Origin of the sequence: Heyndrickxia sp. FSL W8-0496 (genome assembly GCF_038007825.1) — a bacterium.
Classification (GTDB): Bacteria; Bacillota; Bacilli; order Bacillales; family Bacillaceae_C; genus Heyndrickxia; species Heyndrickxia oleronia.
Genome location: NZ_JBBOXX010000001.1, coordinates 347,085 through 360,184, shown reverse-complemented (window position 1 = coordinate 360,184; position 13,100 = coordinate 347,085). Strand labels below are relative to the sequence as shown.

The window sequence follows — 13,100 nt, the reverse complement described above, 5'->3', positions numbered from 1 at the left end:
TTGACCGTCTCTGACGGTCTTTTTTTTATACCGGTACATGGAAGATCCATAGAAAAAGAAGAGCAGTTATAACGGAAAGAGCATAAACAAGCAACGGTTTAAACATATGCAACCTCATAAATGTATACATGACGAAATAAAATGGAAGCTCCATCCAAAATCCCCATCCATGGTCAAATTCAATCTCATTAAAATAAATAAATAAACCTTCAATTAGCATGGAGCCTATAACCCACTTACTTAAAAAAATAAACTTTTTTATTTTCCTTACCCCCTCTGGATAACGGGATAAGAACAGTAAGGATAATAACGGTAGGAGAATGAGGACATTAAATAATTCTATTTCTTTTTCAGATAGAAAAGGGGAATGATATTTCCAAAGCCAATAGTCCCTACATAATACAATATAAGTTAAATTACAAGTAATTACATATAATAACGTTGTGTGATAGTCTCTCCAATTTTTTAGATACCCTTTCCAAATCAATATAATCAATAATAAAACTGTCACTGTGATGCTCATTTAATTACTCCCATCTAGTCTCTTGCCTATGATTATTTTTTCCAAGCCGGAAGTTTCTATCCACTAATTATTTGCGGTTGAACGGATAAAAAATGCCGAATATCAAAAAATAAAAATGAAAGAGGTGATTACAAATGAAGGAACGGAACACAAAACTAACTAGTCCCGAAATAGGAGCTCTTTGGGGAACTTATATGAATAATACAATGGCTTGGTGCCTTATTACTTATTTTCTTCATCATATTAAAGATAGTGAGATTGAAAAAATTCTACAAAAGTCACTGGATTTTACTAATTTACGAATACAAAAAATTACTACTATATTTAATGAGGAAAATATCCCTATTCCAGACGGCTTTACTGAAAAGGATATTAACTTAACTACACCACCACTGTTTAATGATCCTTTCGCCTTAAGCTTTGTTTATAATGTGGGAAGATTGGATATGATTTTTTATTCATTTGCCATTGTAAATACTGCAAGACATGATATCACTTCCTTCTTTTCATCTGCATTATCTGATGCTTCCATGCTATATGAAGATGCAGTAGCTTTACTATTATCAAAGGGATTATATGACCGTCCCCCGAATATTCCGTATCCTACAGAAGTTAAATACATAAAAAAAGAGACCTATATAAATGGGATATTTCATAAAAGAAGACCATTAAATGTTAGTGAATTGACTGAGATCTTCTTTAACATTGAAAGGAACTACTTTTCTATTCTGCTATGTACGGGTTGTTTGCAAGTTGTTCGTGATAAGGAAGTAAAGGACTATATAAAAAAAGGAAAAGAAATTTCTACTAAACAAATTAAATTTTTTAATGATCTATTATTCAAAGAAGATTTACTTGGGATCACAACTGTAAATATGGAGGTAACAGACTCACAGGATTCCCCTTTTTCTGACAAATTAATAATGAATCTTTTCAATACTTTAAATGCACTGGATATTTCATTGCTCGGACATTCATTATCCACTTCATTACGAACGGATTTATCCTTACAAATTAGTAAGATTATCGCTGAAATTCTGTCCTATACGAAGGATGGTTTTGACTTAATGGTTAATAGAGGCTGGTTAGAGGAACCTCCTGCAGCTCCTGATCGAAGAGCTCTTGAAAAAAATGAATAACGAAATAAGGAGGCTTCCATAGGAGCCTCCTTATTCATTAGAATTGAATTTTTTCTTCTAAAAAGCTTTTTAGTTCTGAAATTGGAAGACGCGTTTGTTCCATAGTATCCCGATTACGAACCGTTACCATATGATCTTCTTTTGAATCAAAGTCATAAGTAATACAGAATGGAGTACCAATTTCATCTTGTCGACGATAACGTTTTCCGATTGAACCAGTTTCGTCAAAGTCAACCATATAGTGTTTAGCTAAATCAGCGAAGATCTCGCTTGCTTCATCAGATAATTTTTTCGATAATGGTAGGATTGCCGCTTTATACGGTGCAAGTGCTGGGTGCAAATGCATAACTGTTCTTGACGTCCCATCTTCTAATGCTTCTTCTTCATAGGCATTAATCATAAATGCTAGTGTTACACGGTCTGCTCCTAAAGATGGTTCAATACAATACGGAACATAGCGTTCATTTGTTTCTTGATCCAAATAGGTAAAATCTTCACCAGAAAATTGCATATGCTGTTTTAGATCGTAATCTGTTCTTGAAGCAATTCCCCATAGCTCTCCCCATCCAAATGGGAATTTGTATTCAAAGTCCGTTGTTGCATTACTATAATGTGATAGTTCTTCCTCAGAATGATCACGGAGACGAAGATTTTCTTCTTTTACTCCAAGTGATAATAACCAATTCTTCGCGTATTCCTTCCAATAATTAAACCACTCTAACTCTTCACCGGGTTTACAGAAAAATTCTAATTCCATTTGTTCAAATTCACGAGTACGGAAAGTGAAGTTTCCAGGAGTAATTTCATTACGGAAGCTTTTACCGATTTGAGCAATACCAAACGGTAATTTCTTACGCATCGTACGTTGAACATTTTTAAAGTTTACGAATATCCCTTGTGCTGTTTCCGGACGAAGGAAAATTTCGTTTGTACTCGTTTCAGTTACACCTTGGAACGTTTTGAACATTAAATTAAACTGACGAATCCCTGTAAAGTCTTTACTACCACAATCTGGACAAGCAATATCATATTCCTTCATAAGCTCTTCCATTTTTTCAAACGGTAGCCCATCAACAATAATTTCTGTCCCTTTTGCTTCTGCTGCATTTTCAATTAACTTATCTGCACGATGTCTCGCTTTACAATTTTTGCAATCGATCATCGGATCATTAAAGTTACCAATATGGCCAGATGCTTCCCATGTTCGAGGGTTCATTAAAATAGCTGAATCAAGACCTACATTATAAGGGGATTCTTGAATAAACTTTTTAGTCCAAGCCTTTTTAATATTATTCTTCAACTCTGTACCAAGTGGACCATAATCCCATGTATTTGCAAGACCTCCATAAATCTCTGATCCAGGAAATACAAATCCACGGTGCTTCGCATGTGATACAATTTGTTCCATAGTTACTGCCATAGTTATTCTCTCCTTTTCGTAAAAATCAAAAAGCTCTCGTTCCCAGGCTCGTTTAAGCCTGGGGACGAGAGCTATACTCACGCGGTTCCACCCCAGTTGATGTGTAAATATACACATCCACTTTCTTACAACGACTCCAGATTGCCGTTTCACTAAAACTTCTTATCAGGCTTCCACCTTCCCTGACTCGCTAGCAAAGAATACATTTAGCTACTATTGATCCTTCAATGTCGTCCATATTTTTAAGATTATATTACCCCAATGGAGGAATATAAGTCAATGGACGATAGCTCTTTATTGTTAACACCTACTATAAAAAAGTTATTAAATATGATATTTTCACATAAAATAATTGACAAATGGAGGCAATGAAAATATAATTATATTAAATCACCAACTATAAAATATATAGCAACTTACATTAAGTAATTAATATAAATGGAGGAATGAAATATGACAATGTCAAAATGGACTGTTGACACAGCACATAGTAGTATTGATTTTTCAGTAAAACATATGATGGTATCTAAAGTAAAAGGAGCTTTTCAACAATTCTCTGCTGTAGTTGAAGCTGATCCAACAAACCTAGAAACAGCAAACATCGATTTCAGCATTGATGTCGCAAGTATCGACACTAGAAATGCAGATCGTGATAACCACTTACGTTCTGCTGATTTCTTTGATGTTGAACAATACCCAACAATGACCTTTAAAGCAAACAAAATTGTGAAAACAGGTGAAGATGAATACAATGTTACAGGTGATGTTACACTTCATGGCGTTACACGCGAAGAAACATTTGCAGTGACATTCGAAGGATTAGCAAAAGATCCAATGAGTGGAGCGGAAAAAATCGGCTTCAGTGCTAATGGGAAAATCAAACGCAGCGACTACGGTTTAACTTGGAATGCAGCTCTTGAAACTGGCGGTGTCCTAGTTGGAGATGAAATAAAAGTAGCTATTGAAATCGAAGCAGCGAAGGAAGCGTAAAAATAAAAGGTGTCATTCGACACCTTTTATTTTTTAGGCTGCCACGTATAGTTGATTGCTCTTGTCAAAAGCGATTTAGCAATTCTTATGGAGCTTGTAGCTCTTTTCTCAGTGGAATGAGAGGTGTAACGTTATAACTACATCTAAATAGAAACTATGTTTGAGAAAAGAGCCATTTTTTACAATTCCATGTCATTGCGGTCTATAACTTGACGTTTCAAACTACATTATGTAAAACTTACGTTAAATTAGAAACTATAATGGTAAAGGTGTGCAATTATGGCAAAGTCAAAAAAAGCTAATAAATCAGGAAGTTCATTTTTTTGGATCGTTATTGTAGTAGCTGTAGTCTTACTTGCATTAATTGTATTTTTAAGTAAACAATCTTCTGATGAACCAAAACAGGACGAGACCTTCACATTTGATTATAGTAATCAGCCATTTGAAGGTGATGAAAATGCCCCAGTTGAAATTGTTGAATTTGGAGATTACAAATGTCCAGCTTGTAAAGATTTTAATGATACTGTCTATCCAGTCATTCAGAAGGATCTTATTGAAACGGGGAAAGCCAAATTATATTTTATGAACTATCCATTCATTTACAAGGATTCGGAACGCTCAGCACAATTTGCTGAAACCGTTTATCAAGAACTTGGAAATGATGTATTTTGGAAATTCCATCATCTTCTTTATAGCAAACAGCCTAAAGAAGAAAAAACCGATTTCTTTACTCTCAAAGTCCTTAAAGATTCATTAGCTGAATTGGTGAATGAAGCAGATGTAAAGAAAGTGGAAGAGGCATTTAAAAATAAGGAATATAAGGATGCATTAGCAAAAGATCGATCCTATGTGAGCGAATTAAAAATCGACTCCACCCCTTCCCTCTTCATCAATGGAAAGAAATTCACAGGCAGCTCCTATGATGAATTTATTCAAGAAGTGAAAGATGCGGCTAAAAAATAATAATAAAAAAAGAAACGCTTGATTTTTCAAGGGTTTCTTTTTTTATTAACTCTTATTGATCAATTGTTTTAATAGTCATAAATATTCTTGAGAAAACATTTAAAATGTTTACCTCATTTACAGTATCATTATATAAACCATATCCCCAAGATTTCTCAGTATCATCTGATAGGTGGTAATATCCAGAGGCATACTCACCTGAATCTGTATCTGGAAATGCATCATATTCAATTTCTGCTTTAATGAAAGGTACATGGGACTTTTTCGATTCAATAAAGAAAAATGGAATACCAGAATTTTTATAGATTTTTGCATATGGAGCTCTAGCTACTTCTATTAAATGCTCCTTCATAATAAAGATTGCATCATATTTTGAGGATAGATTTCCTTTTCTTATATCATTTAAATCGATGCTTTTAAAAACAATGTTCCTTTCCCGAACATCAGGTATTTTACCAACAACACCAATAGTCAAATCTCGCCCTTCATATAATGGGCTATCCTTGACCTCATTTTTATCCATACTACAAGCTGCTAACGTGGATATCAACAAAAAGAGCAGTATAATTTTTCTCCTCATTTAACCCTCCCGAGTCCATACTTTTTCCTAATAATAGCATATATTCCCACAGGAAAATTCACCTAAATACTGCATATCTTTGAAGCTAATAAAAAATTTGGAGACTACGATAGCTACAGAAAATAATGTTAATGTTTGTTATTCTTTTCACGGAAACGAGAGCTTAAGTAAAGAGATTTATTATAAAAATTTGGAAAAAGACACATACTAATTTGGTATTGTTTTTCGCGAAGGAAACATTTTTAGTTCATGATCAAAACCGTAGATTCACTCAACTATCTTTCTCTAGACCCACCAACACTGCGTTTGTTATGATACAAAGGCAACGTTAACAAGTTACAAAAGACGGTTTTTTTGATTGGGGTGTTTTACATTGGGGAAAAGGGAAGCCATTGCTAAAAAAATTGCATGGATTAGTGTATGGAGTAATATCCTCTTAACCTTAGGGAAAATGATTATAGGTTGGTATGCACATAGTGATGCCGTATTTGCTGATGGAATCCATTCTGCTGCTGATGTGTTCGCCTCTGTCATTGTTCTATTAGTTATTAAAATTGCAAATAAACCTGCAGATAAAGAACATCCATATGGACACGGAAAAGCAGAAGTCATTGTATCTGGAATTGTTGGTATTTTATTGTTGTTAGTAGCCCTTTATATTGTTTATGAAGGGATTAGTGGCTTCTTCCACCCAATAGAGACACCTAATATTCTAGCAATGTGGGTTGCAATCTTTTCTTATCTTTTTAAGGAATTCTTATATCGTTCCTCTATGAAAGTAGCGAAAGCTCATAATAGTAAAGCGATTGAAGCCATAGCATTTGATCATAAAGCAGATATAGTTGCTTCGATTGCTGCAGCCATAGGGGTATTATTATCGGTTATTGGAGATAAAACTGATATTACGATTTTACTGTATGGTGATAAGGTAGCCAGTATCTTTGTTGCATATTTAATCTTTAACATTTCAAAGGAATTGCTCAGTGAGGCATTTAATATCCTTTTGGAAAGAAATATTGATATGGATACGCTCCAAGATTTTGTAACCATTATTTCTACATTTAAGGATGTCAAACGAATCGATAAAATCCGTGCTAGAGACCATGGCCACTATATTCTTGTTGATTTGAGAATTTCTGTTGACCATAGTAAGACAATAAAGGAAGGTCATGATCTTGCTAGAGAAATTAAACACGCACTGATGAGCAATTACGATAATATTCAAGAAGTGCTTATTCATTTAAATCCTTATTACACGAATGAGGAAAAAGAATAAGTAAGACGAAGCTGTCTATACTGAGGTCTACCCTCTTTTACCTTTTAGACAGCCCGTCTGAACTCCTTCGTTCTTCTAGAGATTCCATTTTATTAAGAGACCTGCATGTGTGAGTCCTCCACCAAATCCGTACATTAAAAGGGTCTCTCCGTTCTTTACTTTTCCTTCTTTTATAGCTAAGTCCAATGCTAAAGGAATAGAAACGGATGATGTGTTTCCAAAGTATTGCATACTAGTTAATGTCTTCTCCAGCGATATTCCTGTTCTATCACATACAGTTTCGACCATTCTAAGGTTCGCACTGTGCGGGATGAACCAGTCTACCTCATTTAGCGACATGCTGTTTTTTTCCAATAATTGCTCGATTCCTTCTGGTAATGTTCGAGCAACCCATTTATAGACTTCTCTCCCGTTCTGCACCATCTTCTTACTATCGATCAGCTCCTGCCCGTGCATTGTTGTCGATAGATGCGTTCGATAGACATTTTGTCCCCCATCACCATTCGTACCAAGGTGACTGCCAATAAAGCTAGGATTTTCCTCGTCAAATTCAACTAAAGCAGCAGCAGCACCATCCCCAAATAAAATACATGTCGAGCGATCCTGATAATCCGTTACTTTCGTTAATGTTTCGGTTGCTACCACCAAGACTTTCCGATGTAGACCTGAAGTAATTAAACCGTTCGCTACATGTAAGGCATAAGTAAATCCTGCACATGTGGCGTTTAAATCGATGGCACCTGTTTGTGGAATATGGAAATGATCTTGAATTTGACAAGCTACACTCGGAAAAGCGTAATCAGCTGTCGTTGTAGAAACGATGATGAAGTCAATATCTTGAATATTCTTTTGGTAGTTTTCCGCTAAAGTTTCAATCGCTTTAAATGCTAATGATGAAGCGAATTCATTCTCTTCTGATATTCTTCTTTCTTTCATACCAGTCCTTTGAACAATCCATTCATCATTCGTATCTACTAGCTTTTCTAAATCAGCATTGGTTAGTTTCTTATTTGGTACATAAGTTCCAATTGCTGTAATTCTTGCTGTTGACTTCATTTTAATCCTCCCCTTTTCTAATACCTAATATTATTATCTAATATTAGTACCTGGTATTAATTATGTCAAATTTGTTTGTAAAGTTTGTGTAAATAAAAAGGGTTTTTTCCAATATACATGGAATGAACACATTATCAATTGAAAGAAGGTGAACAAATGATTCAGAATCATCAGGCGAAACAAATAGATGCTCATCCTGATCGACCATTATCTACATGGAAATTATTTTTATCGCTACCGATTTTGTCTTGGGCCTTATACGATTTTGCTAATACGATCTTTTCCTCCAATATCAACACCATCTTTTTCCCATTATTTCTTGAGCATGCAGTTGGTGGAAATGCGGTAATGAATCAAATTGCTAGTACGTTTATTTCTTACGCTAATGCAGCAGCAAGCTTTTTCTTAGTTATCTTTTCACCACTTTTCGGAACAACCATTGATCGAACCGGAAAAAAGAAAAGTTGGATTGTCTGGTTTACGTTAATCACCGTCATCGGTACTTTATCAATGGGGATATTTGCTTATTATCAAGTACCTGGTCAATTATTTAATCTTCCTATCTCACTGATTCTTGTTATTATTTCTTTTGTCATTGCAAAGTTCTTTTATCATTCTAGCCTCGTCTTTTACGATTCAATGATTTCCGATTTAGCTCCTAAATCGCACATCCCTTTAATTTCTGGATTTGGTGTAGCGGTAGGCTATTTAGGGACATTACTTGGTTTAGGCGTATATCCTTTTGTCGGAGATGACGGGTACCATATTGCATTTTTACTCACAGGGGCATTATTCTTTCTATTCGCATTACCTCTATTCTTTTTTTCTAAAGATAAAAAAGTCATACAAAAACCTGATCACGCAAGCTTTTTATCAGGTTATAAAGACATCATTGCTACCTTTAAAGAAATGAAAAATTACAAACCTGTCTTTACATTTATGATTTCATACTTTTTCTTAAATGACGCGATTGCAACAGCTATTGCCATGATGGCCATTTATACGAAGGCTGTCGTAGGATTTACAACAGGCGAATTTATTTTGCTGTATTTAGTCTCCACCGTATCCAGTATTATTGGGTCATTTATATTTGGATTTATTACAAAAGCTCATGGTACTAAACGGGCAGTACTCTATGTTGGGATATTAATGTGTTTAGCTCTACTTGTTGGAAGTATTGCCACAGCAAAATCAATGTTTTGGGTTGCCGGAAGTATGTTTGGAGTGAGTCTAGGTGCCATGTGGGTCACCTCAAGAACCTATATTGTTGAACTCAGTCCAGAAAACAAACGTGGGCAATTCTTTGGACTATTCGCCTTCTCTGGAAAGGTTTCATCCATACTTGGTCCCCTATTGTATGGATCAATCACCTGGATTTTTGCAGGCTACGGAAATTTAGCCAGTCGCTTAGCAATGGGATCTCTTATTATTATGACGTTTATAGGAATATTGGTACTATTTAAAGTTAAACCTGTCAAAAATTAGGGATGTATGATGGTTCACTTGATATGACAAGTGAACTTTTTTGTTCGGACTTTTGGAAATTAATCAGTTGGAGAGTATTTTTTGTGGGATTAAGTTTACTTTTTGAGGGGATTCGTTGAAAATGATGGGTACTGTAACCTTTTTAACAGGTTTTCTCTCTTTTTTGTTTGGTTTCTCCTTCTTTTTCATTGGTTTCTTTCTTTTTTTGTCAGGTCCTATTCGGATTGTTAGGTTTTAGAACTTTTTTATCAGGTTCTTCTTCTTTTTTGTTTGGTTTCTCTTTCTTTTTCATTGGTCTCTTTCTTTTTTTGTCAGGTCCTATTCAAATTGTTAGGTTTTAGAACTTTTTTAACAGGTTCTTCTTCTTTTTTGTTTGGGTCATCCTTCTTTTTCGTTGGTCTCTCTCTTTTTTTGTGAGGTCCTATTCGGATTGTTAAGTTTTAGAACTTTTTTATCAGGTTCTTCTTCTTTTTTGTTTGGTTTCTCTTTCTTTTTCATTGGTCTCTCTCTTTTTTTGTCAGGTCCTATTTGGATTGTTAAGTTTTAAAACTTTTTTATCAGGTTCTCCCTCTTTTTTGTTTGGTTCATCCTTCTTTTTCATTGGTTTCTTTCTTTTTTTGTCAGGTCTTATTCGGATTATTAGGTTTTAGAACTTTTTTATCAGGTTCTCCCTCTTTTTTGTTTGGTTCATCCTTCTTTTTCGTTGGTCTCTCTCTTTTTTCGCGAGGTCCTATTCGTACTGATAGGTTTTATAACCTTTTTTACAGGTTCTTCTTCTTTTTTGTTTGGTTTCATCCTTCTTTTTAATGGCTTTACATATAAATAAACAATACAATTCCTCAAATATTTCCTCTCAAAGAAGGATTTTTTTGGGACCTAATAGAATATTAATCTAACAGTAAAAGGAGTGATTTTTTTGATTGTTAAAGAGTTAACTATTCCATACAAACTATTAATGGATGTTGCCTTATTAAGGCGTCTTCGACCTACTCACCCTAAATTAGCTATGATTGAAGAAGATTTAACTAGACGTAAAGCGGGGTATCGTGGCGAGAAAAATCTTCTCTATCATTTAGGATTTTTACCACCCCAAAATCAAAAAATTTTTTTTGGACTCCGTTTACCATTTGAAGATAAAACCTTCCAAATCGATACCCTTATTCTAACTCCCTCATTTATTCTCATTATCGAAGTAAAAAATTATTCAGGAATATTACTTTTCGAAAAACATTCTGATCAATTAATAAGAATTTATCAGAATAAGGAGGAAACATTCCCTAATCCAATTTTCCAGGTACAACGACATCATATACTGTTTGATCGGTTTCTAAAACATTACAACATTCCAAATGTACCAATTGAACACATTGTTATTATTAGCCATTCAACCACACAAATTAAAACGGCTTCTGATAATCTTCATATCTATGAAAAGGTTCTTCACTCCGAAAAAATCATTTCCAAAATGGCAGAACTCCATCAGAGACATAAACAAAACAAACTTAAAAATCATCATCTACAAAAGGTCTCACAACTATTACTTGAACAGCATAAACCCGAGGTACCAAATTCTAATGAGATTTTTGACATTTACAAGGACGAGATTATAAAGGGGGTATGTTGTCCAGTTTGTCGAGGCTTTAAAATAGCTCGAAAACACGGAAAATGGGTATGCTCACGCTGCCATTCAAGTTCTAAAGAAGCACATAAACAAGCTATTCTTGATTTTCTCCTTTTAATAGAGCCTTCCATTACAAATAAAAGTTGCCAAGACTTTCTTGATTTATCTAATCCCAGTCTTGTACACCGACTTTTATCATCCATGAATCTACCCTCCGAAGGTAATGATGGTGGAAAAAAATATTTACTCCCCACTCCAGCATATTTCCAAGAACATTATGGTTTTTAATAGATGAATGCTATATATAAAAAATGACATTTGTCATCTCATAAATATGACATTCCTTACTAAAAGCATCTCATTATATTTTTTAAACTAAGACTATAAGTTACGGAGGTGCATGATCAATGAATGAAATTGTCAATGTCAATAAGGTTTCAAAAGCCTTTCAGGATAAGCATGCAGTAAAAGAAGCTTCTTTCTCAATAAATAAAGGAGAGATCGTTGCCATACTAGGACCAAATGGGGCTGGAAAAACAACAACTATTTCGATGATGCTCGGTCTACTGAAGCCTACTTCTGGAGAGGTTCGTTTGTTTAATCAAAATCCAGATGATAAAAGCGTACGAGAAAAACTCGGGATTATGCTCCAAGAAGTAAGTGTCATGCAGGGGCTAAAGGTACGAGAATTACTTGATTTAGTCAGACAGTACTATCCCAAGCCGCTCTCACTAGAAGAAGTGATTGCTTTAACGGGTTTAACTGAAAATGATTTAAAAACACGCGCGGAAAAATTATCGGGTGGTCAAAAGCGGCGTGTAAGTTTTGCCCTCGCTCTTTCCGGAAATCCAGAGCTAATTATTTTAGATGAACCAACCGTCGGAATGGATATTTCTTCTCGAAACCGTTTCTGGAAAACGATTCAGATGCTATCTAAGAAAGGCAAAACGATTATTTTTACTACTCATTATCTTCAAGAAGCTGATGATGTGGCAGAACGGATTATTTTATTCAATAAAGGAAGTATTATTGCTGACGGTACTCCAGTAGAAATAAAAGCAAGACTGACGAAACAATTTGTTTCATTTAACACTACTTCTGGTTCAATTAATAAGCTTTATGGACATTCCGTTATAACTGCTATTTTTGAAAAAAATGATCGAGTATATGTTCAAACAGATGATACAGATGCCGTATTAGCCCTGTTGTTTTCAGAAAATATTGGGGCTCATAATATACAAATTGAACGAGGAAAATTGGAAGAAGCATTTGAACAACTAACAACTGAGCACAAGGAGGTCATTTAAATGAGACTGACATGGTTACAATGTAAAGCTGAAATATTAAGGGTGTTACGAAATCCCTATTTTGTTTTTTGGTCCCTTTTAATGCCAATCGTATTCTATTTCATTTTTACAAAGGTCGTCAATACAGGAGCACCTGATGCTGAAGCATGGCATGCACATTATTTAATGTCAATGACTACCTTTAGTGTTATGGGCTCATCGATTATGACCTTAGGGATCAGGATTGTGCAAGAAAAATCGCAAGGATGGTCCACCTTTATGAGGTTAACGCCACTGCCTGATTTTGTCTATTTCTTTGGACAAATGATTGGTCAAACAATGATCCATGTCCTTTCAATTTGTGTCATCTTTATCGCAGGAGCGATTATTAATGGTGTTTCTTTAACTTTATTTGAATGGGTAATGAGTGGACTATGGATCTTAGTTGGCTCGATTCCTTTTCTAGCATTTGGTACGATTATTGGGTCTATGAATAAAGTTGAAACAGCATCCGGGATTAGTAATGTTCTTTATATGGTTTTAGCCGTTTCAGGTGGTATGTGGATGCCAATGGAGATTATGCCCAAAATGATGCAAGCAATCGGAAAATGGCTTCCTTCCTATAATTATGGAAATGGTGCATGGCAAATTGTTCAAGGAAATTTGCCAGAATGGAAAAATATTCTCATTTTATTCTGTTATTTCGTCGCTTTCATGCTACTATCAAAATATATACGAAGAAAACAAGAAGCGGTGTGATC

The 13,100-nt window shown here is 34.8% G+C and carries 12 protein-coding genes; 8 read left to right on the top strand and 4 right to left on the bottom strand.

The window, feature by feature from the left end; all coding sequences use genetic code 11:
• Window positions 1-25: 25 nt before the first annotated feature.
• Window positions 26-523 (bottom strand): CBO0543 family protein, encoded by a 498-nt coding sequence (locus tag NST63_RS02060; RefSeq protein ID WP_212946110.1) that lies wholly within the window; start codon window positions 521-523, stop codon window positions 26-28.
• Between the two features lie 134 nt (window positions 524-657).
• Between NST63_RS02060 and NST63_RS02055 the strand changes: the two genes are divergently transcribed.
• Entirely contained in the window at window positions 658-1,662 is a 1,005-nt protein-coding gene (locus tag NST63_RS02055; RefSeq protein WP_341041156.1) for a DUF3231 family protein, read from the top strand.
• Between the two features lie 37 nt (window positions 1,663-1,699).
• Here NST63_RS02055 and NST63_RS02050 read toward each other — a convergent pair whose 3' ends face one another.
• Window positions 1,700-3,082 carry a glycine--tRNA ligase gene (locus NST63_RS02050; protein WP_212946108.1) on the bottom strand — a complete coding sequence of 461 codons (1,383 nt, stop codon included), beginning with the start codon at window positions 3,080-3,082 and terminating at the stop codon, window positions 1,700-1,702.
• 453 nt (window positions 3,083-3,535) lie between these two features.
• Here NST63_RS02050 and NST63_RS02045 point away from each other — a divergent pair, with 453 nt between their 5' ends.
• Together NST63_RS02045 and NST63_RS02040 are read left to right on the top strand one after the other, a co-directional pair.
• Window positions 3,536-4,072, top strand: a complete 537-nt coding sequence (locus NST63_RS02045; protein ID WP_058004174.1) for a YceI family protein — start codon at window positions 3,536-3,538, stop codon at window positions 4,070-4,072.
• Window positions 4,073-4,351: 279 nt separating this feature from the next.
• Complete coding sequence (locus NST63_RS02040; protein WP_341041155.1) at window positions 4,352-5,035, top strand: DsbA family protein; 684 nt, start codon at window positions 4,352-4,354, stop codon at window positions 5,033-5,035.
• A 52-nt stretch (window positions 5,036-5,087) separates the two neighbouring features.
• Here the strand turns inward: NST63_RS02040 and NST63_RS02035 are convergent, their stop codons facing one another.
• Window positions 5,088-5,615, bottom strand: coding sequence for a hypothetical protein (locus NST63_RS02035; RefSeq protein WP_341041154.1), 528 nt, complete (start codon window positions 5,613-5,615; stop codon window positions 5,088-5,090).
• A 373-nt stretch (window positions 5,616-5,988) separates the two neighbouring features.
• Here NST63_RS02035 and NST63_RS02030 point away from each other — a divergent pair, with 373 nt between their 5' ends.
• Window positions 5,989-6,891: a cation diffusion facilitator family transporter gene (locus NST63_RS02030; RefSeq protein ID WP_078110273.1), complete on the top strand. Its 903-nt coding sequence runs from the start codon at window positions 5,989-5,991 to the stop codon at window positions 6,889-6,891.
• Window positions 6,892-6,966: 75 nt separating this feature from the next.
• Here the strand turns inward: NST63_RS02030 and NST63_RS02025 are convergent, their stop codons facing one another.
• Entirely contained in the window at window positions 6,967-7,947 is a 981-nt protein-coding gene (locus tag NST63_RS02025; protein ID WP_212946105.1) for a ketoacyl-ACP synthase III, read from the bottom strand.
• 156 nt (window positions 7,948-8,103) lie between these two features.
• Here NST63_RS02025 and NST63_RS02020 point away from each other — a divergent pair, with 156 nt between their 5' ends.
• The 4 genes from NST63_RS02020 (at window position 8,104) to NST63_RS02005 (ending at window position 13,098) form a co-directional block, all read left to right on the top strand.
• Entirely contained in the window at window positions 8,104-9,432 is a 1,329-nt protein-coding gene (locus NST63_RS02020; RefSeq protein WP_341041152.1) for an MFS transporter, read from the top strand.
• 916 nt (window positions 9,433-10,348) lie between these two features.
• Complete coding sequence (locus tag NST63_RS02015; protein WP_341041151.1) at window positions 10,349-11,341, top strand: nuclease-related domain-containing protein; 993 nt, start codon at window positions 10,349-10,351, stop codon at window positions 11,339-11,341.
• A 119-nt stretch (window positions 11,342-11,460) separates the two neighbouring features.
• Window positions 11,461-12,360, top strand: coding sequence for an ABC transporter ATP-binding protein (locus tag NST63_RS02010; protein WP_212946102.1), 900 nt, complete (start codon window positions 11,461-11,463; stop codon window positions 12,358-12,360).
• Window positions 12,361-13,098, top strand: coding sequence for an ABC transporter permease (locus NST63_RS02005; protein ID WP_341041150.1), 738 nt, complete (start codon window positions 12,361-12,363; stop codon window positions 13,096-13,098).
• Window positions 13,099-13,100 lie beyond the last annotated feature (2 nt).

Excerpts from the sequence above, each read along its gene's own strand:
- NST63_RS02060 (WP_212946110.1), bottom strand. The coding sequence starts at position 523 with ATGAGCATCACAGTGACAGTTTTATTATTGATTATATTGATTTGGAAA.
- NST63_RS02055 (WP_341041156.1), top strand. The coding sequence starts at position 658 with ATGAAGGAACGGAACACAAAACTAACTAGTCCCGAAATAGGAGCTCTT.
- NST63_RS02050 (WP_212946108.1), bottom strand. The coding sequence starts at position 3,082 with ATGGCAGTAACTATGGAACAAATTGTATCACATGCGAAGCACCGTGGA.
- NST63_RS02045 (WP_058004174.1), top strand. The coding sequence starts at position 3,536 with ATGACAATGTCAAAATGGACTGTTGACACAGCACATAGTAGTATTGAT.
- NST63_RS02040 (WP_341041155.1), top strand. The coding sequence starts at position 4,352 with ATGGCAAAGTCAAAAAAAGCTAATAAATCAGGAAGTTCATTTTTTTGG.
- NST63_RS02035 (WP_341041154.1), bottom strand. The coding sequence starts at position 5,615 with ATGAGGAGAAAAATTATACTGCTCTTTTTGTTGATATCCACGTTAGCA.
- NST63_RS02025 (WP_212946105.1), bottom strand. The coding sequence starts at position 7,947 with ATGAAGTCAACAGCAAGAATTACAGCAATTGGAACTTATGTACCAAAT.
- NST63_RS02020 (WP_341041152.1), top strand. The coding sequence starts at position 8,104 with ATGATTCAGAATCATCAGGCGAAACAAATAGATGCTCATCCTGATCGA.
- NST63_RS02010 (WP_212946102.1), top strand. The coding sequence starts at position 11,461 with ATGAATGAAATTGTCAATGTCAATAAGGTTTCAAAAGCCTTTCAGGAT.
- NST63_RS02005 (WP_341041150.1), top strand. The coding sequence starts at position 12,361 with ATGAGACTGACATGGTTACAATGTAAAGCTGAAATATTAAGGGTGTTA.